22 protein-coding genes are annotated in these 24,289 nt (G+C 58.5%); 5 read left to right on the plus strand and 17 right to left on the minus strand.

From position 1 onward, the window contains the following. Positions 1 to 113 precede the first annotated feature (113 nt). From I2C21_RS11150 to I2C21_RS11170, 5 genes are all read right to left on the minus strand, one after another. Positions 114 to 794 carry an LrgB family protein gene (locus I2C21_RS11150; protein ID WP_193537835.1) on the minus strand — a complete coding sequence of 227 codons (681 nt, stop codon included), beginning with the start codon at positions 792 to 794 and terminating at the stop codon, positions 114 to 116. After that, the gene (locus tag I2C21_RS11155) at positions 787 to 1,155 is read right to left on the minus strand and encodes a CidA/LrgA family protein (RefSeq protein WP_193537837.1); all 369 of its coding nucleotides are present in this window, start codon (positions 1,153 to 1,155) and stop codon (positions 787 to 789) included. The genes I2C21_RS11150 and I2C21_RS11155 overlap by 8 nt, the downstream gene beginning before the upstream one ends. 256 nt (positions 1,156 to 1,411) lie before the next feature. Next, a complete protein-coding gene (locus tag I2C21_RS11160; RefSeq protein WP_101691422.1) occupies positions 1,412 to 2,449 on the minus strand; it encodes a 4-hydroxythreonine-4-phosphate dehydrogenase PdxA in 1,038 nt (345 codons plus the stop codon). Between the two features lie 20 nt (positions 2,450 to 2,469). Further along, positions 2,470 to 3,687, minus strand: coding sequence for an amidohydrolase family protein (locus I2C21_RS11165; RefSeq protein WP_101691423.1), 1,218 nt, complete (start codon positions 3,685 to 3,687; stop codon positions 2,470 to 2,472). Between the two features lie 78 nt (positions 3,688 to 3,765). Further along, entirely contained in the window at positions 3,766 to 4,779 is a 1,014-nt protein-coding gene (locus tag I2C21_RS11170) for a 2-keto-3-deoxygluconate permease (RefSeq protein WP_186964151.1), read from the minus strand. Between the two features lie 356 nt (positions 4,780 to 5,135). Here I2C21_RS11170 and I2C21_RS11175 point away from each other — a divergent pair, with 356 nt between their 5' ends. Beyond that, a complete protein-coding gene (locus I2C21_RS11175; RefSeq protein WP_195279311.1) occupies positions 5,136 to 7,013 on the plus strand; it encodes a sigma 54-interacting transcriptional regulator in 1,878 nt (625 codons plus the stop codon). Positions 7,014 to 7,193: 180 nt separating this feature from the next. On the opposite strand, the gene spo0A is transcribed toward I2C21_RS11175, so the two are convergent. The 9 genes from spo0A to I2C21_RS11220 form a co-directional block, all read right to left on the minus strand. Then, entirely contained in the window at positions 7,194 to 7,961 is a 768-nt protein-coding gene (spo0A, locus tag I2C21_RS11180; RefSeq protein WP_186964153.1) for a sporulation transcription factor Spo0A, read from the minus strand. Positions 7,962 to 8,270: 309 nt separating this feature from the next. Beyond that, positions 8,271 to 10,409 (minus strand): polyphosphate kinase 1, encoded by a 2,139-nt coding sequence (gene ppk1, locus I2C21_RS11185; protein WP_101691427.1) that lies wholly within the window; start codon positions 10,407 to 10,409, stop codon positions 8,271 to 8,273. Then, positions 10,402 to 11,313: a Ppx/GppA phosphatase family protein gene (locus I2C21_RS11190; protein ID WP_195279312.1), complete on the minus strand. Its 912-nt coding sequence runs from the start codon at positions 11,311 to 11,313 to the stop codon at positions 10,402 to 10,404. The genes ppk1 and I2C21_RS11190 overlap by 8 nt, the downstream gene beginning before the upstream one ends. A 211-nt stretch (positions 11,314 to 11,524) precedes the next feature. Then, entirely contained in the window at positions 11,525 to 12,301 is a 777-nt protein-coding gene (gene phnX / locus I2C21_RS11195; protein WP_195279313.1) for a phosphonoacetaldehyde hydrolase, read from the minus strand. Beyond that, positions 12,298 to 13,395, minus strand: coding sequence for a 2-aminoethylphosphonate--pyruvate transaminase (locus tag I2C21_RS11200; protein WP_101691430.1), 1,098 nt, complete (start codon positions 13,393 to 13,395; stop codon positions 12,298 to 12,300). Before I2C21_RS11200 ends, phnX begins: the two co-directional genes overlap by 4 nt. 74 nt (positions 13,396 to 13,469) lie before the next feature. After that, positions 13,470 to 14,498, minus strand: a complete 1,029-nt coding sequence (locus I2C21_RS11205; protein ID WP_195279314.1) for an ABC transporter substrate-binding protein — start codon at positions 14,496 to 14,498, stop codon at positions 13,470 to 13,472. Between the two features lie 20 nt (positions 14,499 to 14,518). Next, positions 14,519 to 16,156 carry an ABC transporter permease subunit gene (locus I2C21_RS11210; protein WP_195279315.1) on the minus strand — a complete coding sequence of 546 codons (1,638 nt, stop codon included), beginning with the start codon at positions 16,154 to 16,156 and terminating at the stop codon, positions 14,519 to 14,521. 6 nt (positions 16,157 to 16,162) lie between these two features. Continuing rightward, positions 16,163 to 16,927: an ABC transporter ATP-binding protein gene (locus I2C21_RS11215; protein ID WP_101691432.1), complete on the minus strand. Its 765-nt coding sequence runs from the start codon at positions 16,925 to 16,927 to the stop codon at positions 16,163 to 16,165. Between the two features lie 374 nt (positions 16,928 to 17,301). Then, complete coding sequence (locus I2C21_RS11220) at positions 17,302 to 18,408, minus strand: S-layer homology domain-containing protein (RefSeq protein ID WP_195279316.1); 1,107 nt, start codon at positions 18,406 to 18,408, stop codon at positions 17,302 to 17,304. Between the two features lie 1,000 nt (positions 18,409 to 19,408). Between I2C21_RS11220 and I2C21_RS11225 the strand changes: the two genes are divergently transcribed. Next, positions 19,409 to 19,558 carry a hypothetical protein gene (locus tag I2C21_RS11225; RefSeq protein WP_193537889.1) on the plus strand — a complete coding sequence of 50 codons (150 nt, stop codon included), beginning with the start codon at positions 19,409 to 19,411 and terminating at the stop codon, positions 19,556 to 19,558. Further along, on the plus strand, positions 19,522 to 20,124 hold the full coding sequence (locus I2C21_RS11230; protein ID WP_195279317.1) for a stalk domain-containing protein: 603 nt from the start codon (positions 19,522 to 19,524) through the stop codon (positions 20,122 to 20,124). The genes I2C21_RS11225 and I2C21_RS11230 overlap by 37 nt, the downstream gene beginning before the upstream one ends. 210 nt (positions 20,125 to 20,334) lie before the next feature. On the opposite strand, the gene spoIVB is transcribed toward I2C21_RS11230, so the two are convergent. Next, positions 20,335 to 21,405 (minus strand): SpoIVB peptidase, encoded by a 1,071-nt coding sequence (gene spoIVB / locus I2C21_RS11235; RefSeq protein WP_195279318.1) that lies wholly within the window; start codon positions 21,403 to 21,405, stop codon positions 20,335 to 20,337. A gap of 286 nt (positions 21,406 to 21,691) precedes the next feature. Here spoIVB and I2C21_RS11240 point away from each other — a divergent pair, with 286 nt between their 5' ends. Then, positions 21,692 to 22,330 carry a cobalamin B12-binding domain-containing protein gene (locus tag I2C21_RS11240; RefSeq protein WP_193537895.1) on the plus strand — a complete coding sequence of 213 codons (639 nt, stop codon included), beginning with the start codon at positions 21,692 to 21,694 and terminating at the stop codon, positions 22,328 to 22,330. A 57-nt stretch (positions 22,331 to 22,387) separates the two neighbouring features. Here I2C21_RS11240 and I2C21_RS11245 read toward each other — a convergent pair whose 3' ends face one another. Further along, positions 22,388 to 22,906, minus strand: a complete 519-nt coding sequence (locus tag I2C21_RS11245) for a nucleoside-triphosphatase (protein ID WP_195279319.1) — start codon at positions 22,904 to 22,906, stop codon at positions 22,388 to 22,390. 64 nt (positions 22,907 to 22,970) lie between these two features. Continuing rightward, positions 22,971 to 23,810, minus strand: a complete 840-nt coding sequence (locus I2C21_RS11250; RefSeq protein ID WP_286167275.1) for an IclR family transcriptional regulator — start codon at positions 23,808 to 23,810, stop codon at positions 22,971 to 22,973. 288 nt (positions 23,811 to 24,098) lie between these two features. Here I2C21_RS11250 and I2C21_RS11255 point away from each other — a divergent pair. Beyond that, a partial coding sequence (locus tag I2C21_RS11255; RefSeq protein ID WP_195278487.1) for a UxaA family hydrolase occupies positions 24,099 to 24,289 on the plus strand: 191 nt, incomplete at its 3' end.

Genomic DNA, 24,289 nt, shown 5'->3' on the forward strand with positions numbered 1-24,289 from the left:
TTCTGAACGCGTTCACCTATAAAACACGTCACCTCGTGCTTTTGTAACCGCTTTGGGAAAAAAAGAAAAGCACGTGCCCGGATGGATGGTCCGGAACACGTGCTTTTATCCTATCACATCAAAAACATGGAGAACAGTACGGTCAAAATACCGCACGCGCCGATGGCAAGGCCGCTCATGGCTCCCTCGGTCTCCCCCAGCTCCAGGGCTTTGGAGGTCCCTACCGCATGGGAGCAGGCGCCGATGGCAAGGCCCGCCGTCAGGGGGTCCCGCACCCGGAAGACCCGGATCAGGGTGGGGGCCAGGATGCTTCCCAGGATTCCGGTCAGAATCACCGCCACCACTGTGATGGAGGTGATACCCCCATGACTGCCCGCGATGCTCACCGCGATGGGCGTGGTCACCGACTTGGGCATCAGCGCGGCCGTCAAACTCTCGTCCAGCCGAAAGAGACGGCACAGGGCATATACGCTCCCCATGGAGGTCAGAGACCCCACCGCGCATCCCACCAGAATGGGAAGCCAATTCTGCTTCAGCAGCTCCACCTTTGTGTAGATGGAGACGGCCAGACAGGCCGTGGCAGGCGCCAGGAAGAGATTGATGAGTGCTCCCCCCTGGTTATAGGCCTCATAGGGGATGCGGAACACCAGCAGCACCCCCACAATGAGCACAATCGCGATGATGAGGGGATTGCAGGCCACCAGCCCGGTCTTTTTCTGGATCCGGATGCCGATCCAAAAGGCGATCACACTCAGGGCAATGCCAAAAAACGGGGATTCAAATAGCTCAGCCATGATTACGTTTCCTCCGATTCATCAGATAGACCGTCAGCTTGATGCTGTATGCCGTGGCGGCAAAGGTGATGACTGTGGTCACAAGGCAGATCAGGACCAGCGGAATCAAGCTGCTTTTGAGCACATCAAAATAGTTCATGACGCTCACTCCGGCCGGGATAAAGAAAAAGGCCATGTTGGAGAGCAGAAAGTCCGACTTTTCCCGGATATGCTCCATGCGCAGCACTCCCGTTGCCAGCAGGAGAAACAACAAAATCATTCCGATCACACTGGCCGGGAAGGCAAAGGGCAAAAGTGCCTCTACCACCTGACTGACCCAGCAGATGGAAAAAATGATGGCGATCTGATAGATAATTTTCAATGGATCTGCACCCCCAGATGTAGGATTTCCAGGTGTTAAGTGTACGTCGCTCCCCTCCCGTTGTCAAACCAAGATTGCAGCCTCTCTTTTCCCCTCTCTTTATGCAATTTTTCATATACCGCTATCTTTCCCATGTTCATGGCGATAAAAAGCCTGTACGGGAGTCCAAATGGACTCCCGTACAGGCTAGAAGGTTTATCGCAACAGCTCCAGTTATGGAAAGGGAATCTATCCTGGAACTATGTACGCATAGGGATTACCGGTTGAAATAGGTCCGGTCGGTCACTGCCATCTTGGCGCACAGCTTGTATGCGGTCTCAAAGGCAGAGGTGGTGCACTTGCCGGTGCCGGCAATGTCGTAAGCGGTGCCATGGGCGGGGGTGGTGATGGCAAAGGGCTGGCCGGCCGCCACGGTGACGCCACGCTCAAAGCCCTTGAGCTTCAGCGCGATCTGGCCCTGGTCATGGTACATGGTCACCACGGCATTGAAGTCACCCTTGAACGCACGGATGAACAGGGTGTCGGAGGGGAAGGGGCCGACGATGTTCTTGCCCTCGGCGTTGGCCTTGGCCACGGCGGGCTCCAGCACGTCGATCTCCTCGCGGCCGCAGGTGCCGCTGTCACCGCCGTGGGGGTTGACGGCAGCGATGGCCACCTTGGGATCCTCATAGCCGGCGCGCTTCAGGGTCTCGTAGGCCAGGTTGATGGCGTCGCCCACGGTCTTAGCGGTCAGATGGGCGCTGACATCCTTCAGGGGGATGTGGCTGGTGGCGCGGGAGGTCCACAGGCCGTCCAGCACGTTCATCTCGCCGTGGGGCTTGTCCATCACGCCCAGGCGCTCGGCGAAGAGCTCATGCTCGCTCTCGAAGTGATAGCCGCCGTTCTTCATGGCCGCCTTGTTCAGAGGACCGAAGCAGAAGCCCTCCAGCAGGCCCTTCTTGCAGTACTCCATGATCATGCAGAGGTTGTCGGCCTCCTCCTTGCCGTTGACCGCGGAGACCACGGCGATCTCCACCTTGGAGGCGTCCAGGCTCTTGGTGTTGAGGAGCACCAGACCAGTCTCCTTCTTGGCCTCCTCCACGGCGGCCTCCATGGTCTCGGTCACGGTGTAGGCAAACTCAGTGCCGGTATCCTTCATGCCGCGGCGCAGAACGCTCTCATCACCCACCAGGATGGGCTTGGCGTGCTCCATCAGGAAGCCGTTGGCGCACAGCTTGGCAATGATCTCAGGGCCGATGCCCGCAGCATCTCCCAGAGGGACTGCCAGCAGGGGCTTTCCGGAAAACTGACTCATATTCTATTTCCTCCTGTCTCTTACAGTGCTTTCTGAAAGGAATGGCAGTTGGAGTTGGCCACTCCGTTTTCCTTATAAATGACGCCCTTTTTCATGACAAAGGACACGTGCTCCAGCACGGCGGGATCCTCCAGGGGGTTGCCCTGGACCGCGATCACGTCGGCGTCCGCACCGGCGCTCAGCTCGCCCTTCTTGCCCGCCACGCGGGAAATATAGGCCGCATTGGAGGTGACACCCTTGAGGGCAGTGCGCTTGTCCGCGCCCAGCTCCACCGCGTAGACCACTTCCTTCCACAGCAGGCCGTGGTTGGCGTCGGTGCCCAGCGCAAAGTGGATGCCGGCCTTGACCAGATCGCCCACGCACTTGCGCACGATCTCACGGCCCTCCCGGGCCTTGGCCACATTGGCGGGAGAGAGGTAGGCCTCCCGGTCGGGGTCCAGGTAAATGCCGGTGGTCAGATCCACCCAGCACTCGGGATGCGCCTTGAGCAGTTCGATATCCTCCTGGGAGGCACAGTAGGCGTGCTCGATGACCGCCACACCCTGCTCCACGCAGTCGTGGAGGGCCTTGCCGCCGATGCAGTGAGCGGCCACAGGCAGATGCAGGCGCTCGCCCTCTTCCACCACCGTGCGGATCTCCTCCGCAGACAGGAAGGAGGGGACAAAGCCCTGGTTCACCGAGAACAGACCGGGCGTCGTAAAGATCTTGAGCACGTTCACGCCCTTGGACACGTTGGCCCGGGCGGTACGGCGGAACTCCTCCACGCCGGAGTGGGGCGCGCCGATGTAGCCGCTGCCGTTGGAGCCCTTCATGCCCACACCGGCGGTCAGCAGATCGGGACCGGTCACATTGCCCGCCTCGATCTCCTTTTTCAGCTTGAGATCCAGATCATACTTGTCACCCATGCAGCGGGCAGTGGTGACGCCGGAGATCAGGTCGTCGTGCAGGCCCTCCAGAGCCAGCAGGGTCAGCTTGCACTCGGAGGCAGTGCCCAGGATCTCCAGATGCTCGCTCTTGCGGGCATCGATGGAGAGGTGGTTATGGCACTCGATCATGCCGGGCATCACGGTCTCCTCCGCAAAGGAAATGACCTGAGCGTCCGCCTTATCTTCCGCAGTCAGGGCGCTCTCAGCGACCACCTTGAGAATCTTGCCGTCCTCGATGACCACAGCGCCGTTGTGGATCTCCTCCAGCTCCGCGCCGGAGAGCACCGTTTTTGCCGTAATAATCTGTTTCATCGTTTTCTCCGTCCTTATCGTTCCATCAGTATTCAACGCTCCGGGATGGCCCCGGAAAGAGTCGATCGCCGCTGGTTCTTACTGAGCCAGCTCGTCCGCGCCGGGCACGTGGGCGCGGCGCTTTTTGCCCCGCTTCTCAAACCATTTGTCGCTCCACTTGGCCAGGAAGGAGACCATCAGAGGACAGAGGATAGCGGTGATGACCACGCTGGCCGCGATCTGAGCGGTCGCGCCCTCCACCTGGGGCTCAAAGGAGGGGTCAGCCGCCGCAATGGACGCAGGTGTGGTCGCGGCCACGCCGGCGGTGGTGCCGATGGCGGCGCCCATGGGATCGGGCTGACGGCGCAGCAGGCTGTAAATGATAAAGGACAGCAGGCCGGTGGTCAGCAGAGTCAGCAGGCCCAGAACAATGCCGGAAGCGCCGGCGGCGGCAATGTTGAAGAGGTTCATGCCCGCGCCCAGGGTAAAGCCGTTGAAGGGGGGCAGAAGGACCATGCCGGGGGCCAGGATCTTACGCCACTCGTGGTCCAGGTTGCCCACGATAAAGCCCAGGATCATGGGCACCATGCAGGCGATCATGTCCTTGGCGGGGAAGGTGCCCATACCGGCGGCGCCCAGGGCGATCATGGTGAAGAAGGGGCCGTCGTTCAGCGCCAGGATGGAGGTGGCGCCCACGTCGCTCTCCTCACCGTACTCGCTGGCCAGGGTGGCGTAGATGACGCCGTTGGAGTTGGTCACAGCGCCGATCACAGCCAGGGAGCTCAGGCCCAGCAGACCGGCCTCGCCGAACATGGCGTTGAGCAGCAGGCCCAGGCCAAAGCCAATAAAGAACTTGAGGGCGGTCAGCACCACGCCCACATAAATGGTGCGTCCGGCCATCTTCACGTCAATGGTGGCGCCGCTGCAGAACAGGAACAGACCGATCAGAGTCTGGATCCCGCCCTTGAACAGGCCGGTGGTGAAGCCGCCGATGGTCAGAATATCGGGGAAAAAGGTGTTGACCAGGCATCCCAGCAGCAGGGGAATGACCATGACGCCGGCGGGGAACTTTTTCATCGTCCCCAAAATTCGTACGTTACCCAAGATGTTCATACTCTCGCTCTCCTTTGTTGTCTGAATGCGTTTGGCAACTCAGAGCTTCTCTTTATCGCATGCTTTCGCAATGCGTTTGCCCTTTGTTTACAGCAAGCAGTATGCCATTCTTGTCTTGTACCGCAATTCTCCCGGATATTTTGTTTTTATTAAACAAAATATACCTCACTTTGCAAGCATTGTTTTGTTCCATACGTCATATTTCTTTCAACTTTTTTCCGGACAGACATATATTCTCCCACGTCTCTCGCTTCCATTGCACTTGTATTGCATTGCATTTTGCAATATATGCAATTTTAGGTAGTATCGCAACCTCATTTATGATATACTTTTTTCAAGGAGTGTGCAAGTTTCCTATGTATCATATTACCTTTCTAGCCCCCTATCCGGGCTGTATTCCCCTCATTGAACAGGTCTTTCAGGAGCGTCCGGACCGGGATCAGATCCAATACGAGATCCTTCCCGACTATTACAACAACCAATTGGAGCATGTGACCGGGGAGGCCATCATCTCCCGCGGTTTTACGGCCCACACCATGAAGCGTCTGAATATCCCCGGCGCGGAGCTCACCGCCAGCGGATACGATGTGGTCCGTGCGGTGGACCACTGTGTCAAAAGCTATCCCGGCACCCGAATCGCTGTGATCGGTGCCCTCAACCTGATCTATGGCTCGGAAATGCTCTCCCGCCTCTACGAGGACCGGGATATCCGCACCTATCCCATCCAGGATGAGACCCACCTGGAGGACACCATCCTCACTGCCATCCGGGAGGGTGCGCAGACGGTGGTAGGCGGCTCCTCCACCTGTGACATCGCCCGCCTGTACGGCATTCCCTCCGTCCTGATCGAATCGGGCCGCGAGAGTATCGATACCGCCATCAGCAACGCCATCAACATCATCAATGCCTCCCGCTATGAAAAGGAGAAGCGGAAAACCACCGACAATATCATCAATTACTCCTTCCAGGGCATCCTCCTGGTGGATCGGACGGGACATATCGAGGTGGCAAACCGCTATTGCCTGGAGCATCTCAATCAGCAGAAGGGCCCCATGAAGGGGCGGCACATTGAGGAATTTTTTCCGGAACTGCCCTACGAGGCTCTGATCCGCGGGGAAAAAAAGATCCTGTCCGAGATCTACCGCTGTGGGGACAAGCAGTTTCTCATGAACTGCGCCCCGGTAGAGGTGGAAGGACAGGTCACCAGCTGTGTCATTACCCTTCAGACCATTGAAAAGATCATGGAAGAGGAACGGGCCATCCGCAAGCGGATGCACAAACAGGGTTTTGTGGCCAAATACTCCTTTTCCGACATCCTGCATGTGGGAAAGACTTTGGATGAGACCATTCACAACGTGGAGGACTTCAGCGCGGTGGAATCCAACATCCTGATCCGCGGGGAGACCGGAACCGGCAAAGAGCTCTTTGCCCAGTCCATCCACAATGCCAGCCGGCGCAAAAACAAGCCCTTTGTGGCCATCAACTGCGCCGCCCTTCCGGACAATATCCTGGAAAGCGAGCTGTTCGGCTATGTAGAGGGTGCTTTTACCGGCGCGGCCAAGGGCGGCAAGGTGGGATTCTTTGAGATCGCCCATAAGGGCACGCTCTTTCTGGATGAGATCGGGGATATCTCACCCAAGCTGCAAAGCCGCCTCCTCCGCGTCCTGCAGGAGCGGGAAATCATCCGTCTGGGCAGCGACACCGTCATTCCCATTGACGTGCGCATCATTGCCGCCACCAACAAGGACCTCTATGCGGAGGTCCAGGCCGGCGCATTCCGGGAGGACCTCTACTACCGCCTGGATGTACTGGAGCTCAAGCTCCCGCCGGTGCGCCAGCGCAAACAGGACATTCCCTGTCTGGCCGAGCATTTTTTGAATTTTGAGCGCGAGAAGCACGCCTGTGTCCTCAAAGGGTTTACCAAGGGAGCGATGGAGCTGCTCACCTCCTACGACTGGCCCGGCAACGTGCGGGAATTGCGCAATTTCTGTGAGCGCATCTCCATTCTCTGCAAGCGGGAGTATGCCGAGGCCGCCGATGTCCTGCGCGCTCTGCCCAATCTGTCGGCGCCTCCCTCCTCCGCCCCGCTCCCCACTTCCGTCCCAAACAACGAGCGGGAAGAGCTTCAGCGTATCCTCCTGCTCCACCAGGGAAACCGCAAGGAAACCGCCCGTTATCTCGGCATCCATCCCAGTACGCTCTGGCGAAAAATGAAACGTCTGGGGCTGGAATAATTCCCTCCAAAATAGCACACACGCCCGATCAGGTGAAACGAGTCCCCGCTGATCCGGCGTGTGTGATATATCTATGGTGCTCCTTCTCCGTCCATCGGAGCAGAAGCTGTGTGTCTGTCTGCATATGGCTCTGCCCTTGCGCCTTGTAACTGTGCTCCCATTCTCGCCTCAGACCGGTCTTTACCGCTCCTTTCTCTGGAGCTGAAGCCGGTCGGCAATCATTGCGATAAACTCGCTGTTGGTCGGTTTTCCCTTCGCATTGGAGACGGTATAACCAAAATATTTTTGCAGTGTCTCCAGGTCGCCCCGATCCCAGGCCACCTCGATGGCGTGGCGGATGGCCCGTTCCACCCGGCTGGCCGTGGTATTGAAGCGCTTGGCCACTTCCGGATAGAGGATCTTGGTCACAGCGTTGATGACCTCCATATCCTCCACCGCAATGATGATGGCTTCCCGCAGATACTGGTACCCCTTGATGTGGGCCGGTACCCCGATCTCATGGATGATGGCGGTGACCACGCTCTCCAGGCTCTGCTCCCGCTCGCCCCGCCGTCCGTCTCCCTCATTTCCGGCACAGGGGGCCGACATCTGACGCAGCCGTTCCAGCAGCGTCGTCATCTTGCAGGGCTTCATGAGATAATAGTCCGCCCCCTCAGCCGCCGCCAGCTCTGCCACATTGCTGCGGACAAAGCCGGACAGAATCAGAATTTTGGGCCGGATCTCCAGATCCCGCAGGCTGCGCAATACTTCCAGCCCATCCTCATTTTGCAGCACCATGTCCATGACCAGCACCTCCGGGATCTTCTCCCGGACCAGCCGCACCGTCTCCTGCCCGTCCCCTGTGGCTCCTACCACCTCCAGGTCCGGCTCCCCTCCAATGGTATCGCACAGCAGTTTGCGGAACTCATTGCTCGCATCTGCAATCAGAATACGTTTCTTGTTCTCCATGTCGACTCCTTCTTCCAGCAGCATCCGTGCTTTCTTTCTGCCTGGCCAGGGCATTTTACCGGTTGATTAGTAATTTACCATAATCAGACAGCAAACGCAAGCTATTTTTACCAGTTTTTGGATTTTATATATTCGACACCACACGACCCTCTTTGCGACAATTCGATGGTTTCCGTATGGAAACTATCCCATGTTTCCCTTTTCTCGCTTTAAAGAAACGGCTGGGCCGAGCATTTGCTCGGCCCAGCCGTTTCCAATTCTGTTTCACATGGGAGCTCTGTTTGCGGCGGCAAACCGCCCGCTCTCTGCTCAGCGCCAGAACATCAGGCGGCGAAGCAGCCCCTTTCCTTTCCCAGTGCCCTTGGTCGGCGGAGCTGGTGCCTGTGCGCTCTCCCGCACCGCCTCTTCCATGAGATAGGCCTGCACATCCAGTTCCGCCCCTGTATCGGGGACGGGCACCATCTCATAGCTTCCGTCCTGCCGGAGATTGCGGGCCTTACGGGTATCCCCGCAATAGAGGGACACATAGTGCTGGATCTGTTCCCGGATGGCGGGGTCCCAGACCGGACAGGCGATCTCCACACGCCGCTCCGTGTTGCGGGTCATCAGATCGGCCGAGCCGATATACAGCTTGGTCTCCTTTCCCACGCCGAAGGCATAGATACGGGGATGCTCCAAAAAGCGCCCCACCACCGAGAATACCCGGATATGGTCGGTCAGCCCGGGCACACCCGGCCGCAGGCAGCAGATGCCCCGCACATTCATCGTGACCTGCACTCCTGCCTGACTGGCCTGGGCCAGCTTGTCGATCAGATCCCGGTCGGTCACGGAATTGACTTTGATGAAGATTCGGGCCTCCTTGCCCCGACGAGCCTTCTCGATCTCCTCATCCATCATCTCCAGCAGGCGGTTTTTCAGCCCGTAGGGAGCCACCAGCAGGTGCTCATATTCTCCCCGGAGATTGGAGGTGGACATGTTCTGGAAAAAGGCCGCTGCATCCGCCCCAATGGCCGGACTGGCGGTCAGCAGGCAGAAGTCCGTATAGAGCTTGGCGGTCTTTTCGTTGTAATTGCCCGTTCCAACCTGGGTAATGTACTGGATGCGGCCCTTCTCCCGCCGGGTGATCAGGCAGATCTTGGAGTGGACCTTAAAGCGCTCAAAACCGTAGAGCACCGTGCACCCGGCCTCCTCCAGGCGTTCGGCCCAGGCGATGTTGTTCTGCTCATCAAATCGGGCCCGCAGCTCCATGAGCACGGTGACATCCTTGCCGTTTTCCGCCGCGGCCGCCAGATATTCGACCAATTTCGCGGTGGAGGCCAGACGGTAGATGGTGATCTTAATGGACAATACCGCCGGATCCGATGCGGCCTCCTTGACCACCTTGAGGAAGGGCTCCATGGTGTGATAGGGGTAGAAGAGCAGTGCATCCCGCCGCAGGATCTGCGGGATCAGGGGGGTATTTTTCACCAGCCCCGCCGGCCACTGGGGCGTATACTTGGGATAGCACAGGGCCGCCGCGCTCTCCGGCGGCAGCTTTCCTTCCAGTCCAAAGACATACCCCATGGCCAGCGGACTATGGGCACAGAAGACATAGGCCCGCGGCAGGTCCAGACGCTGGCACAGATAGGTCAGCAGCTCCTCCGACGGCTCACCCTGGACCTCCAGACGCACCGGGGCCAGACGTCCCCGGCGTTTGAGGACCTTCTGCATGTGGTCCCGGAAATCCTCTCCCACATCGTAGTCCTCATCTTCGGGGCTGATGTCGGCGTTGCGGGTGACCGAGATCACATGCTTCTCTTCCACCTGATAGGTCTCAAACAGCTGGTCCGCACAGGCCAGTACCACCTGCTCGGTGAGCAGATAGCGCAGACCGTTCTCCTCCAGCTGGAAGAAGGCAGGCAGCGTCTTGGGAATGGGGACCAGGCCAAAGCAGCGCTTCCCCTCCCGCCGGAGGGAGAGCACCACATTCAGGCTCTTGGAGGGCAAGTGCGGGAAGGGATGGTGGATATTGATCACCATGGGCGAGAGGACCGGCTGCACATAGTTCCGGAACCAGCGCTCCACCTGTTTGCGCTCCTTCCCGTCCAGCTCCTCCATGGACAGATTGCAGATATTGCAGCTGCGCAGCCGGGACTCCAGCTGGCTCATGATCTTGTCCCGCTGTTTATACATGCCGGGCACCGTCTTGCAGATGGCCTGGAGCTGCTCCGCGGGGGTGAGCCCGCTCTTGCTGTCCACATGGGTCTGCCGGGAGAGGCTCATATCGTAGATCGATCCCACGCGGATCATAAAGAACTCGTCCAGATTGCTGGTAAAAATGGCGGCAAATTTCAGCCGCTCAAAGAGAGGCACGCTCTCATCCCGCGCCTCGTCCAGCACCCGGCTGTCGAAGCGCAGCCAGGAGAGCTCCCGCTCCTGCGTGTATCGGGTATCCACGGTCTTATGCATGTTCATTCACTCCCATCACTCGTTTCAGCAGATATCCCTCCCGCACGCCGCACGTGCTCACCGAGACGGTCTCTACCTCATAGCTGTTCAGCACACAGTTGAGGATCACAAGGCCGGGCAGAATGGTATGTACCCGGTCGGGCACCGAGCGCAGGATCTGCCGCAGGGTCTTCTGGTCCCCCTTTTTCAGCTGCTGATAGAGCTCCTGCAGCTCCCAGGCCGGAAGGACCGGATTGTCGGGATCGGCGTTGCTCCGGTCGTTGCACAGCTTTGCCGCTGCACGGATGGTCCCGCCCACACCGGTCATATGGCTGCACCGCACCCCTGCGGTTTTGGCCCGCTCCAGCTCGGTCTTTACCTGGGCGCGGATGGCACGCCGCTCCTCTTTTGTGGGGAAGAGACCGGATACATATTTGGTATACAGGGAAAGGGAGCCCATGGGAAGACTGCACCCGGAGGTGATCCTCCCGCCCTCGTAGGAGACCAGCTCGGTGGAGCCTCCGCCGATGTCCGCCAGCAATCCGGCCGCCGGCGCTCCGCCCCCCACGGTGGCCCCCAGGAAGGAATAGGCCGCCTCCTCCGCGCCGCTGAGGACCGAAACCTCGATCCCGGTCACCAGGCGGATGGTATCCAGCACCTCTTCCGTATTGACGATATTACGCAGGGACGCCGTGCCAAATACATGCATTTCCTGAATATCAAAATTCTCCAGTATAGCCTTAAAGCCGGCCAACACCCGGCAGGCCACCAGGATTCCGCTGTCGGAAAGTGTACCGTTCTGGATGTACCCGGCCAGGCCCGCCATCTCTTTTTTATTCATCAAAAGCTTGAATCGACGCCCCTCATAGTGGTAAATGGAGAGTCGAATGGTATTGGAACCCACATCTATGATCCCGCATTTCACGCTTTTCCACCTCTCTTATTGTGTTCAGTGTACGTGATTTTGGTGCGATCCGCAAGAAAATTTACAAAAGTTTTACGGTCAGAATGTCCAAAAAAAGCCCTGTTTTCTGCCCTCTTTCCGAAAACAACCGGGATATATGCCTCTCCTGCACAGAAAAAACGCGTCCGTCCATCCCTTTGGATGTACACGGACGCGTTTTCTGTCATTGGAATCAGCCGTTGGCCTCCAGCCAGCCGGGCAGCTCCTCCAGCCGGTTGAGTACTCCGTGGGCACCGGCCTCCTCAAAGGTCCTGCGGGCCTTCTCCGCCGCCGCAGCCTGCTCCTGGGCGGAGAGGGCCTTCCACTCCGCCTCGGTCAGACCCAGAACACTGCTTCCCTCAATGACGCCCAGAGAGCAGATCCCGGCGTTGAGACCTTCCTGAATGTCGGAAACCGTGTCGCCGATCTTGACTACCTGGTGCACCGACCGGATGCGGAACTTCTTCATATTGGCATAGATCATATACGGATAGGGACGGCCCAGTCCGTCCACCGCATCGGGGCTGAACCAGGCGTCCGGGGCATACCCCGCCCGGGCCGCGCCTGCGGTGACCACTTCCATCATGGCATCGGTGTATCCGGTGGTAGAGCCAATGCGCAGCCCCATGGCCCGCAGGCGCTCCACCGTCTCCAGCACGCCGGGCTTGGGCATGGCATACTGCTCCAGGCTCTCCATCAGCTTGGTCTCAAAGACACCGTAAATGGCATGGGCATCCTTGTCCTCCGGGGCACGGCCGTGGACCTGGGCCCAGCACGCGCCAATGCGCTCCATAGCCAGCATGGTGCGGATATGGTCGATCTTGAGCATGCCCATAGGCCGGCGGATCTCCTCCATGGTGGCCTCCACCCCAAAGGCGCGGAAGGCCTGGTCAAAGGCATTGACCGGCGCAAAGCAGCCGTAGTCCACTGCGGTTCCAGCCCAGTCCAGAATCAAAAGCTTGGTGTTCATCCCTGCACCTCCCGCAGAAAATCAGCCATAATGGCGGCCAGCTTCTCAATATCCTCGGGATAGATCTCTCCGATATTGCCTACACGGAAGGTCTCCGCCTCCATCACCTTTCCGGGATAGAGTACGTATCCCCGCTCCTTGATGTACTGATACATCTCGCGGAAGGTGAACTTGGCCCCCTCAGGGTAGAAGAAGGTGGTAATGATGGGACCCTGGACCTCTGCCTCCAGATAGGTGCGGAAGCCCAGCGCCTCCATCCGCTGCACCAGGAGCTGGTGGTTCACGGCATAGCGGGCATAGCGGGCGGGGATGCCGCCTTCCGCCTTGAGCTCCTCCAGGGCCTTGGCAAAGGCCAGCACCACATGGGTGGGAGAGGTAAAGCGCCACTTGCCGTCAATGTCCATGGTACGCCACTGGGCGTACAGGTCCAGCGAGAGGGAGCGGGCCTTTCCGGCGCTCTCTTCCAGTTTCTTGCGCCGGGCCAGAATAAAGGAGAAGCCGGGCACGCCCTGAATGCACTTGTTGGCGCTGCTGATGAGGAAGTCGATCCCCCAGTCGGCCACGGGAATGTCCACGCCGGCAAAGGAAGACATGGCGTCCACGATGAAGGTCTTGCCCGCCCGGCGGACCACCTCACCTACCGCCTGGATATCGTTGAGGATGCCGCTGGTGGTCTCGCTGTGTACCATGGATACATGGGTGATCCCGGGATCTGCCTCCAGCATCCGGGCAATCTTCTCCGGATCGGGGCGGCGGGTGTTCTCCTCCTCATAGAGGACATAGTTTACCCCCGCGTGCTGGGCGATCTCGGTCATGCGCAGGCCATAAGCGCCGTTGGCCGCAATGAGCAGCTTATCCCCCGTCCCCACCACACTGGTGATGACCGACTCCACACCGAAGGTACCGCTGCCCTGCATGAGCACCGCGGTATACTCGGGCTCAGACACATGGCCCAGCTCCAGCAGCGCGGCGCGGATGCGCTGGGTGATCTGCTTGTAATCGTCGTCCCAGGTGCAGTGGTCAAAGAGCATCTCCGCCTTCACGGTGTCCGTGGTGGTCAGCGGTCCGGGGGTGAGCAGCTTATAGCGATTCATGGGTCTCATTCTTCCTTTCTTCTCTAAAAACCAGGGGACGCACACCCGTGCGCCCCCTGTTATGATCGGTTCTATCAGGGCTTAGCGGATTCGGACAGCTCCTGGTGCTTCTGGAACAGCTCCAGAGTCAGAGGCTCGCTGAAGGTCTTGGGATAGGCGGACTTGTTGGCGGAATCCGAGGTCTCGCCCTCATAGAGGGGGTTGGGATAGGTGGCCAGCAGCTCCTCGCGGGCATTCTCGATGATGCACTGGGCCATCTCCATGGCCAGAGGATTGGTCTCATCTCCCTTGTCCAGCACAGCCACAGACTCCGTGAGGGAGAAGTTGCCCTCGGTGGGATCCACATAGTCGATGGGCAGGCCGTCGGCCTTGTCCGCCACCGCCTGGTGGCGCAGGCCGAAGCCCACAGCCAGCTCACCGGCGCGGCACAGCTTCAGAGGCGCGGAACCAGAGGTCTCGATGTGGTCGCCGGCGTTCTGATAGATGCCGGAGAGCACTTCCTGCGCGCCCTCATATCCATACTCCGAGACCAGCGCCTGGATGAGCAGCCACGCAGTGGAAGAAGACTGAATGTCGGTCACAGCCACCTGACCGGCATAGACGGGATCGGTCAGATCCTTCAGGCTGGTGGGCATGGGCAGGCCCTCGGACTCCATGAGCTCCGTGTTGACGATGATGGCGCCCTCCTGCGAGGTGATGGGAGCGGTGTAGTCGGGCACTTCCTCCAGGGTGTTCACATCAAAGGTCAGGGGCAGGAACATCTGGTTCTGATCCTGGGCGCTCTGGAGGTAGAAGGTGCTCATGGTGACCAGATCGGCCTCCAGATTTTTGCCCTCCGCCATCAGCTTTCCGCCCAGCTCGGAGGTGCCAAAGGTCTGGATGATGTACTTGTCCTTGTAGCCATTGGCATCCAGGGCGTTGGTCATCGCGGTGATGGCCTCATCGTCGGCGTTGGAGTAGAGGACCACCTGCTCCTCCTTGGGTGCGGTGTCGCCGCTGCCGGAATCGCTGCCCGTGCTTGCGCTGCCGGCGGCGCAGCCGCCCAGAAGGGCTGCCGCCATGCTGAGGGAAAGGCCCATGGCCATCAGTTTCTTGAGATGCATTTTGGTTTCTCTCCTCTTTTTTAAGCTTGTGTCTGTTGGATTGGTTTCTTCTTTTTATGATTTGCAAGGCAGGAAAAGGCCGCCTTTGCAACCAGGTTCGTGGCCAGGATCAGCAGCGAGAGCACAAAGACCTCGTTGAACTTGTTGACATACTGGAGCTGCTTGATCTTGGTGGTCAGCACCATCGTGCGCGCACCGGCAATGAAAATCAGGGCGCTGATGGTCACCATGGAGTTGATGAAATAGTAGCTGAATACCTCGATGAGGCTGGAGAGCGCATTGGGGGTGACCACCCGCAGGATGGTCTTGATCCAGCTGTCCCCCATGAGCATCGCGGTGGTCTCCCACCCGGCGTTCATCTTGGAGAGGGAATTTTTCATCATGAGATAGGGGGTGGAGAAGTAGTGCACCACATTGCACAGGATCATGAGAAGCAGGGTGTTCTGCAGCTCGGTCCCCGAGAACAGGAAGAGGTAGGACACGCCCAGGACCATGCCGGGGATGGCATTGGTCACCAGTGCGATGCTCTCCACGGTGCGCTTATACCCCTGCGCCAGCGTGCTCCGCGCTGTGATGAGGGCCGCTCCATAGGCCACTACCGTTCCCAGAAGGGCGGTAGCAAGGGCCATGAAGAGGGAGTGCTGGTATACGGTCAGCAGTTCGCTGTCGGCGAACACGGTCTGCACATGCTCCAGAGAAAATCCCGTCTTGTAGGGCCAGTCCTCCACCATGGGCACCACAAAGATGACCGCGAAGAGGGAGAGCATCAGGACCGACAAGACCGCTGTCACGGCCCCCCATCCGGCGTCGCGGGCCGGGTTGCGGCGCAGCTCCGCGGGGGAGATCCGGTTATACCGGATGTTGAAGCGCTCCAGAATCTGGAGGAGGCAGATACTTCCCACCGAGGGGATGAGCATGATGACGGCCACCACCGCGCCCCGGTTGAAGTCCGGGATGCCGCCCAGCATCTGATTGTAGAGCAGCGTGGCGATCACATCATATCCTCCGCCCACCGAGGCCGGGATACCGAAGTCGGTAAAGCTCAGGAAAAAGGCCTGGATAAAGGCACCGGCCAGCGTGCCCAGCAGGGGACGCACTACCGCAATCCAGAAGGTGGACATGGTCTGGTCTCCCATGACCTTGGAGACCACCAGCGTCTTTTTATCCACATATCCCATGGTATTGTGGATCAGCAGGAAGGCGGTGGGCACCGTATAGATCACATATCCCACCAGCAGTCCCCAGAAACCATAGATATCAAAGAGCTGCCGTCCCAGCAGACGGGTCAGGAGTCCCTGCTTGCCAAAGGAGTAGATGATGGCAAAGCCATAGGTAATGGTGGGCAAGAACATGGGCAGTGTGGCGATGGCGCTGATGAGGCGCTTGGCCCACAGGGGCAGGGCCGTATAGTGTACCGCGTAGGCCAGCAGGAACGCGATGACCACCGCGATCACCGCCGCGGCGGAGGCCACGGCAAAGCTGTTGCCCAGGGCGGGAAGGAATCCCTTTTTGACCACAACGGAGGTGTAAAACTCCGTCGTAAGGCCGCCGTCCCACACCGATTTTCCAAAGAGAAGGAGGAGCGGCGCTGCCAGAAACGCCGCAAAGAGCGCCACGATGGCCCAAAAGATCAGCTTAAGTTCGATGTTTTTGCGCATTGTGTGTTACACAGCGGCAGCCACGCTCGGCCGGCCAAAGAGGGCATAGATATTGTCCCGCTTGATCTCCAGCTGATTGAGGATGAACTTGCGCACGAAGTCGTTTTTGGGCTGATGGACGATCTCCTCGGGTCTGGCATACTGGGAGATGGTTCCCTTATCAATGATCAGAACCCGGTCAGAGAGAGTCAGGGCCTCCTCGGGGTCGTGAGTCACGATGATGGTGGTGAGGTGATACTCCCGGGCAATGGTCTTGATCCGGTCCTTGATGGACTCTTTGATCACGCCGTCCAGGGCAGAGAGGGGCTCATCCAGCAGCAGAATGCGGGGCTTCATCACCATGGTGCGGGCCAGGGCCACACGCTGCTTCTGGCCACCGGAGAGCTGGTCCACCCGCTTGCTCAGATGGTCCCGCAGGCCCAGCAGGTCGATGAGCTCCTCCACCTCCTGCTGAGAGGTCAGGTACGCGCGGTTTTTCAGGCCGTAGGTGATGTTCTTATAGACATTCAGATTGGGGAAGAGGGCATAGTCCTGAAAGACGATGTTGAAGCCCCGCTTCTCCATGGGAGTGCGGGTCAGATCCTCGCCGTTGTAGCGGATCTCTCCGCTGTCGGCATCGGTCAGGCCCAGGATCAGATTGAGCAGCGTCGTCTTTCCACAGCCGGAAGGGCCCAGAATAGACACGATCTCGCCATCCTCCACCCGGAGCGAAATATCATGCAGGACCGGAGTCCCGTCAAACGACTTACGGATGTGATTGAGTTCCAGCATACTTGTCTTCCTTTCGCATCGTTTCTCCGTTTTCATCCGTAGAGTACTATACCAGTCCGGCCCCGTTTCCTTCCACCAGGCTCCCGTAAAGGACTGGCAAAGACTCCGTCAGTTTGCCCCCCTTCCGGGATACCATCTCCTTACACACCGCTCCGTCGGTCTGTGCTTCCTCCGTTCTTTTGGGGAAATTGGGCACGGTTTTCCCTTTCTTTTGCCCGGAATCCCCCTGCTTTTTGTTCCATGGATACCGCTGCCGGCACACGGTCCGGGTTTTACAAATCCTTGACGCTTCTTCCCTTTCCGCTGGAAGCAAAGACAAAGGAGGGGCATCCGCCGCTCACCGCGCCGGATGCCCCGCACAAAAAATCCGTATATCAGCGATCCAGCAGGCGCACCAGAATGGAGGCTGCCTCAGCGCGGGTCGCGCTGCCCTGGGGATCCAGGCGCGCGCCATCCTTTCCGCTGAGAATTCCAGCGCCCACAGCCCACTTCATGGCCTCCTCCGCCCACGGGGAGATCTGATCGCGGTCCACAAAGGCACTCAGGTCTCCCGTAGAGGCCGGTGCATTGCCCCGATACTGCTCATAGCGGTAGAGCATAACCGCCAGCTGCTCCCGGGTAATGGCCTGATCCGGCGCAAAACAGCCCTCTCCCACGCCGGAGACAATGTTCTCTGCCGCCGCCCAATTGACGGCGCTCTCATACCAGCTTCCTGCACTCACGTCCTGAAAGGCCGCCTGTGCCGCGGCAGGGGTCCCCTCCTGCCGGTGGAGCACGGTCACCAGCATGGCGCGGCTCAGGGCCATATCCGGGCTGAACGTGGTGGCTGACGTACCGCTGAACAGCCCCATCTCCACCGCGCGCAGCGCGGCGTCTTTGCCCCAGTGTCCCTCCAGGTCCGTAAAGACACCGGGATTCAGCGGGGTCTCCCCCTCGTCGATATCCTCTTCCGGACGTTCACTCCCGCCGGAACCACCTGAGCCGCCGCTTCCGCCGCTGCTCTCTTCCCGCTCAATCTTTACCTGGAAAGGCGCCGAGCTGGTGTCCCCCGTCGTGGTGCCATCCTCATTCAGGGTAACCACATTGGACGTTCCAAGGGACAGCAGGGCATCCTCACTGCCTGTATAGGTAAAGGTCAGCCGCGCCACACTGTACTCCCCCTGGAAGGCATTGCTGGCGCCGTAAAATCCGAAATAGACCCGGCCGTCCCGCACCACCTCCGGAGTGTGGGAAGCCTCCCGGATGGCCTGATCCAGATAGTCCACCTGGGTGAGGGTCGTCTTCTCCGGCAGATCGATTCCAAACTCCGCTCCGGCAAAGGGCTTGTCCTCCTCCAGACGCAACTCCAGCGTAAAGGTATTGCTGTTCTCCCCCAGCGTAATCTGGTCGGTGGAAGTCGTGATGACCGCCGCCTGCGCTCCCGCCGTCAGAAGGACGCCGGACAGCAGCGCCGCACAGGCCTGTCTGCTCATATGGTTCATATTGTGAAATCCACTCCTGTTCTTACGGTATAACGGTGGTGTGGGCATGGCCCGACAGGACCTCCCTCCAGCCACCACTCTGTCGTCGGCCGGGAATCTTTCTCTTGCGTGTTACAGCCCGGCCCATTGGTTTCCGCACTTTCATTGTAAATAGGTCATGTAAATACAACAACGCATCCCATGTGAAATCTGTGTAAATGCATGTTCCTGCTCCCAGTGCCTTTTCCGATCCATTCTCCGTCTTTTGTTGACAGAAATCAGAGTTTTTCCCCCACTTTACCTGTCAAAAGCAGGATATGACTGCTTTTTTGGGGACTACAGCTTCTGTAAACAAATCGTATCCTCTGCAAAAAATCGGGATATGTGCCCCATTTTCCGCTCTTTTCCCGGTCTTATCCTCTCTAGTTATACAGAGGTTTTATCCAAACTTTACACCCCTTGGATAGAACTTCTCTTGTCCACCCCTTATACTGGTAATCAACCAGAGCAGGCGCTTGTGAGTCCAATCGAATTGGAACGGCTTTATGCCCCATTCAACGGATAGAGAGGAGCCATCTTATGCTTCCATGTCAGAACACTTGTCTCGCGTACACACCTGGCTGTCACAAAACCTGCAGCCGCTGGAAGGCCTTTCAGGAGCGGCAGTTCCTTCGCCGCCAGGCCCAGAAGGCATACCTGAAATATTATGGAGAACTGTGTACACTCCTCACCCGTCAATACCGCGGGATGGAGCCCCGCCATTCTCTTCGATGACTACCAGCTCCTCCTCTTTTAGTCATAACCACTGGCTAAGCCTGTGCTTTCCCTCCCCAATGAAGGCAAGTGTTGAAACTGCCCTTTTTTCTCATGCCGACTCTTTGAATCTCTTCAACCCGGTGTCCTTCCCTTCTCCCATCTCTTGACAAAACAGATCCAGAGGTAGAGACTAAAGTTAAGATTTAGAAATTTTTTAAGCTTTTATGATCAGAATTCGATAAATAAAAATGGGAGGGCATCTGATATGAAAAAAATGGTTCGCAATCGTATTATCGCCGCCGCAGCTCTTTCCAGTCTGCTCTGCGGCGTCGCGCTGGCCTCCAGCGCGGTCACCACCAAAAAATCGAAGCCAACTACATGGGGATCCGTCTGGTCGTCGACGGCAAGGAAGTGACTCCCAAGGATCCCAATGGCAACGTGGTGGAGCCCTTCGCCAGCAATGGCACCACCTATCTGCCCGTCCGCGCCGTGAGTGAGGCCCTGGGGAAAGAGGTCACCTGGGACGGCGACACCGCTACCATCTATGTGGGCGAGGTCCCCGGTCAAACCGACAGCTGGATGAAGCTGCTGCCCCCCTATCAGGTAAACTCGTGGAGCAAGATCTTTGACGGCAGCAATTCCGAAAAGTACATGACCGTATCTGGAACGGACATCACGGAGGGCGTCTTCCTTCAGGACAACAATGGAGAAGCGGCCTATTCTCTCTGGAATACAGATTTGAAATACAATACCATGACCTTTACGGTAGGCCATGTGGACGGAACATACGAGGATGACTCCACTCTGGAGGTCTATCTGGACGGGGAGCTGAGTACCAGCTATGACCTCAAATGGGATGGTGCACCCCAAACGATCTCCCTTCCCTTGAATCGTGCCGCCAATGTGAAGCTCCTGCTCACGACATCCCCCGACTGGAATTCCAGAGCTGCATATGGCATCTATGATATTTCCTTCTCCTGAGCGCACAAAGACATGCCCCGGCGGTCATCCAGACCGCCGGGGCATGTTCTATTTGGACACTCGCTCTGCCGCTGTACATCCCGAACCGCTTTCGGAAGCGTCTCATCTGTCACCTTGCGCACAGAGCGCACAATCTCAATACGGACAGAATCAAAATCACTGGCTGAGGCTAATCTTCCAGGGCCGGGCGCTTTCTATCGGTGTGTGCTCTTAGCTCTCTTCCGCGGTTTTCAGCATATTCTCCGCCAGAATACCGTAGCCCTGGGTGGGATCGTTGACCAGTACATGGGTCACCGCTCCCACCAGCTTGCCATTCTGGATGATCGGGGAGCCGGACATGCCCTGTACGATGCCCCCTGTCTCCTTCAGAAGGGCCTCGTCCGTCACCTTGAGCATGAGGTCCCGGTGCTCTCCGCTGCTCTCCGGGTAGAGGCGCACAATCTCCACCTCATACTCCTTGATCTCCGTGCCCGCCACATTGGAGCGGATGGTGGCCTTTCCGGTGCGCACCTCGCTCCGCTGAGCCACCGGAATGGGCTCCATCCCTGTCTCCAGCTCCGCGCCGGTCCAGGTGCCGAAAATGCCGCTGGAGGTGTTGGCATAGAGCTCTCCCAGGTCCTGCTCTACCTGGAAGGCCCCCCGAAGCTGGCCTGGGGCCCCCACGGCACCTTTCTGCACATCGCTCACTTCCGCAAACATAATGCTGCCCGACTGGAGCGGCATCAACTTGGCGGTATCCATGTCACTGATCCCATGGCCCAGCGCGCCAAAGACACCGGAGGTCGGGTCATAAAAGGTAATGGTCCCGATCCCCGCCATGGAGTCCCGGATCCACGCCCCCAGCTTGTAGCTGCCGTCTGTGCTGCACTGGACCGCCTGGACCGTCATCTGGACCTCCTCTTCCCCCCGCTTGGCCCGGATGCTCATGGCCTCTCCTCCTGTCTCCTGGAGAATGGCCTGCACTTCTTCAATGGAGTCCACCTCTTCCTGATTCAGGTGGGTAATGATATCTCCTTCTTTTAGTCCGCAGGTCTTGGCCGGATTGGCTGTCCCTTTTTCCGTCTCGATATCGGCCAGTCCTACCACCATAACGCCGTCGGAAAACAGTTTGATCCCCACGGCACGGCCCATGGGGATCACCGTTCGGCTCACCGTATGCCCCTGCGCTGCGGATGCCTGCACCGGCGTTGCCACAGCCAGCAGCGCCCCCAGGGACAGCATCATTGCCGCCACCCGCAGCGCCAGTGCGCCCCACGGCTGCTTATTGGATTCTTCCCGCACAAAATCACCCCTTTTGATTTGATGTGTTTCATTCCGCAGATCCAATTGCGGAACACTCTTTAATATGGCTTCCACCTCGTGTTCCACACGCCGGCCGCTCTGCCAATGTCACACACCTTTGGCATGGAAGAATCTTCTCTTGTCCAAATGACGGGCTTTCCCCCCTTTCCTCCACTCATTTTTTCCCATTTTGTCAGAAAATCACTTTTTTCTCCCAGTCACTTTTTATTTTTTTCTCACTTTGCTATAATCATACACAACTTCTTCGAAAAGGATCTGATCGAACATGAGCACACTGAACGAACTCTCGCAAGCCATCCAAAAAGGTCGGACCAAATTAGTCCAGGAGCTGGTCCCCCGCGCTTTGGAAGAAGGACTCGCCCCCCGCGCCATTCTGGAGGATGGTCTGCTGGCCGGCATGGGAATTGTGGGCGAACAGTTTAAGGCCGGCACCATGTTCGTGCCCCAGGTCCTGATGGCAGCCAAGGCCATGAATGCAGGCACTGCGCTGCTCAAGCCCCACCTGACTGGTGACCATGCGGCCCCGCTTGGCCGCGCCTGCCTGGGCACGGTAAAGGGCGATCTCCACGACATCGGCAAAAATCTGGTCCGCATGATGTTTGAGGGCCAGGGGATCGAGGTCATTGACCTGGGCGTGGATGTGGCCCCTGAGACCTTTATCCGGACTGCCATGGAGCAGAATTGTTCCATCATTGCATGCTCTTCCCTCCTCACCACCTCCATGCCCGCCATGGGTGAGGTGGTGGAGGCCGCCAAGGCCGCCGGCATCCGCGATCAGGTCAAGATCATGGTGGGCGGCGCCCCGGTCACCCAACGCTTCTGTGAGGATATCGGCGCTGATGCCTATACCGCCGACGCCGCCACTGCAGCTACCGTAGCTGCACAGTACCTCTCCGCACAGTAAACCGCAAAAATAGGCCGGTCCCATTTTCCGGGGACCGGCCTATTTTTTATCCATTTTTTACTCAGACCGGACCGATGCACACCAGGCAGCAAGCAGCTCAGAGGTCCGCAAGTCGTCCCGGTTTTCCGGCGTGACCGTCACCAATTGCACCCCCGCATGGGCCCGTACCCGATCCAGAAAGGGCTCCTGCCGGGGTTTGATGACCCCCAGGACCGGAAGCGGCCCGTCCAGCGCACACAGCACCGCCTCCTGAAAGCGCAGATCGTTTCGCTCCAAAAAGCCCAGCTCGTCCATGACCATCACCGCACACTCGGGACGCGGTGTCAGGAGTTCCGGCCCCAGCGCGTCAAACCGGCCCGGCAGGATCTCCGCCCGTCCATTCCGACGCCGGGCCACCTGATTGTCCGCCCCACAGTCCGCATCCATCCCCCAGGGCAGAAGGTGGAGGGTATCCTCCGCTTCCGTCCGCCTCCAGCAGGTGCGAAATCCGCAGGCCGGCAGCCCCAGCGAGCGCAGCAGAGCGGACAGCAGCGTGGATTTCCCCACCTGGATCTCTCCCGTCAAAAACAAATGCACTGCCATTCCCTCCAAACCACGCGGAAACGCCGGATCGATCCGGCACGTTTTCCACATACGTTTCTTACAGAATATCCAGGGATATGCCCCGCTCCTCCGCCAGGGTATTGATCTCAGAGGCCACCTCCCGCAGACAGTTGCTGACCCCCTCCCGCTTTTCCGGTGTGGCCCGGAACAGGGGCATGGATACGCTCAATGCCGCAAATACGCTTCCCCGCTGCCGCAGCGGGACGGCCACACAGCACAGATGCGGCGTGGACTCCTCCTCTTCCCAGGCGATCCCGTTCTCCCGCACCTGTTTGAGCTGTGCCAGAAGGGGCTCCAGATCGGTAATGGTGTGGTCGGTCAGCCGGGGCAGTCCCTGGGAGAAGCGCTGCCGCACCTCGTCGTCCTCCAGACCGCTCAGCAGGGCCTTTCCCAGCGCTGTGGCATTGGCGGGCAGGCGGCTTCCCAGGCGTGAGATCATGCGGATGGCCTGGTCAGAGTCCGCCTTGCCGATATAGAGTACGTTTTCCCCGTCCAGGATGGCCAACTGACACGGCTCCTCGCAGCGCCGCGCCACCTGCTCCATCAGCTCCTGGACCCGCCGGAGAATGCTCTCCCGCCGTCCGGCCCCATAGGCCTCCCCCAGCACGTAGGCCGAGATGCCCACCGAATAGCGCCCGGTCTCCCGGTCCAGCCGCACATAGCGCCGCTGCGCCAGCGTATGCAGAATCGGAAAGAGACTGCTCTTGGGCGCATCAAGGGCGACTGACAGCTCCGTCAATGTCTTCCCCGCTCCGCCTTCCGACGCCAGGTGCTCCAATATATCCAAAACCCGTGTGGTGGCACGGTGCTGTTCCTGTCCCATAGGTTCCTCCATCCAGATCAGACCATTGCATTTTTTGATGGTATATTTTATCATTATAGCAAAGGCTCCTGTATTTTGCAAGTCCGACGCCTGTCCGGCACATTTCTCACCTCTGTATTTAGCACAAAATCCGCCCAATATCCCCGTTTTCTATTGACATTTCTCCCGTGAAATGGTACGTTACATATAGTATTCCGTAATGAGAACATTGTTCTTATTTAAGAACAGAAGCCTGTCTCTGCGCTCTTCGGGTGCCCGGAATGTATTTCCAAACAGACACCCGTTTGTATACCCCCACTGGTTCAGATCTGATCCACTCATGACCGAAAGGAGATATCTACCATGCGCAATGCAATGATCATTGATCCCAAGGACAATGTGGCCGTGGCCATTGAGGCCATTCAGAGCGGCGACACGGTCACCTACCTCAGCGGCAACGAGGAGAAGACCCTCACTGCCCGGCAGGACATCACCATCTATCACAAGCTGGCTGTCTGCGACATTTCCAAGGGTTCCCCCATCTGCAAGTACGG

Origin of the sequence: Clostridium sp. J1101437_171009_A5, from assembly GCF_015547905.1 — a bacterium.
Classification (GTDB): Bacteria; Bacillota; Clostridia; order Oscillospirales; family Oscillospiraceae; genus Pseudoflavonifractor_A; species Pseudoflavonifractor_A gallinarum.

Excerpts from the sequence above, each read along its gene's own strand:
- I2C21_RS11150 (WP_193537835.1), bottom strand. The coding sequence starts at position 794 with ATGGCTGAGCTATTTGAATCCCCGTTTTTTGGCATTGCCCTGAGTGTG.
- I2C21_RS11160 (WP_101691422.1), bottom strand. The coding sequence starts at position 2,449 with ATGAGTCAGTTTTCCGGAAAGCCCCTGCTGGCAGTCCCTCTGGGAGAT.
- I2C21_RS11165 (WP_101691423.1), bottom strand. The coding sequence starts at position 3,687 with ATGAAACAGATTATTACGGCAAAAACGGTGCTCTCCGGCGCGGAGCTG.
- I2C21_RS11170 (WP_186964151.1), bottom strand. The coding sequence starts at position 4,779 with ATGAACATCTTGGGTAACGTACGAATTTTGGGGACGATGAAAAAGTTC.
- I2C21_RS11175 (WP_195279311.1), top strand. The coding sequence starts at position 5,136 with ATGTATCATATTACCTTTCTAGCCCCCTATCCGGGCTGTATTCCCCTC.
- spo0A (WP_186964153.1), bottom strand. The coding sequence starts at position 7,961 with ATGGAGAACAAGAAACGTATTCTGATTGCAGATGCGAGCAATGAGTTC.
- ppk1 (WP_101691427.1), bottom strand. The coding sequence starts at position 10,409 with ATGCATAAGACCGTGGATACCCGATACACGCAGGAGCGGGAGCTCTCC.
- phnX (WP_195279313.1), bottom strand. The coding sequence starts at position 12,301 with ATGAACACCAAGCTTTTGATTCTGGACTGGGCTGGAACCGCAGTGGAC.
- I2C21_RS11200 (WP_101691430.1), bottom strand. The coding sequence starts at position 13,395 with ATGAATCGCTATAAGCTGCTCACCCCCGGACCGCTGACCACCACGGAC.
- I2C21_RS11205 (WP_195279314.1), bottom strand. The coding sequence starts at position 14,498 with ATGCATCTCAAGAAACTGATGGCCATGGGCCTTTCCCTCAGCATGGCG.
- I2C21_RS11210 (WP_195279315.1), bottom strand. The coding sequence starts at position 16,156 with ATGCGCAAAAACATCGAACTTAAGCTGATCTTTTGGGCCATCGTGGCG.
- I2C21_RS11215 (WP_101691432.1), bottom strand. The coding sequence starts at position 16,927 with ATGCTGGAACTCAATCACATCCGTAAGTCGTTTGACGGGACTCCGGTC.
- I2C21_RS11220 (WP_195279316.1), bottom strand. The coding sequence starts at position 18,408 with ATGAACCATATGAGCAGACAGGCCTGTGCGGCGCTGCTGTCCGGCGTC.
- I2C21_RS11225 (WP_193537889.1), top strand. The coding sequence starts at position 19,409 with ATGAAAAAAATGGTTCGCAATCGTATTATCGCCGCCGCAGCTCTTTCC.
- I2C21_RS11230 (WP_195279317.1), top strand. The coding sequence starts at position 19,522 with ATGGGGATCCGTCTGGTCGTCGACGGCAAGGAAGTGACTCCCAAGGAT.
- I2C21_RS11240 (WP_193537895.1), top strand. The coding sequence starts at position 21,692 with ATGAGCACACTGAACGAACTCTCGCAAGCCATCCAAAAAGGTCGGACC.
- I2C21_RS11250 (WP_286167275.1), bottom strand. The coding sequence starts at position 23,810 with ATGATAAAATATACCATCAAAAAATGCAATGGTCTGATCTGGATGGAG.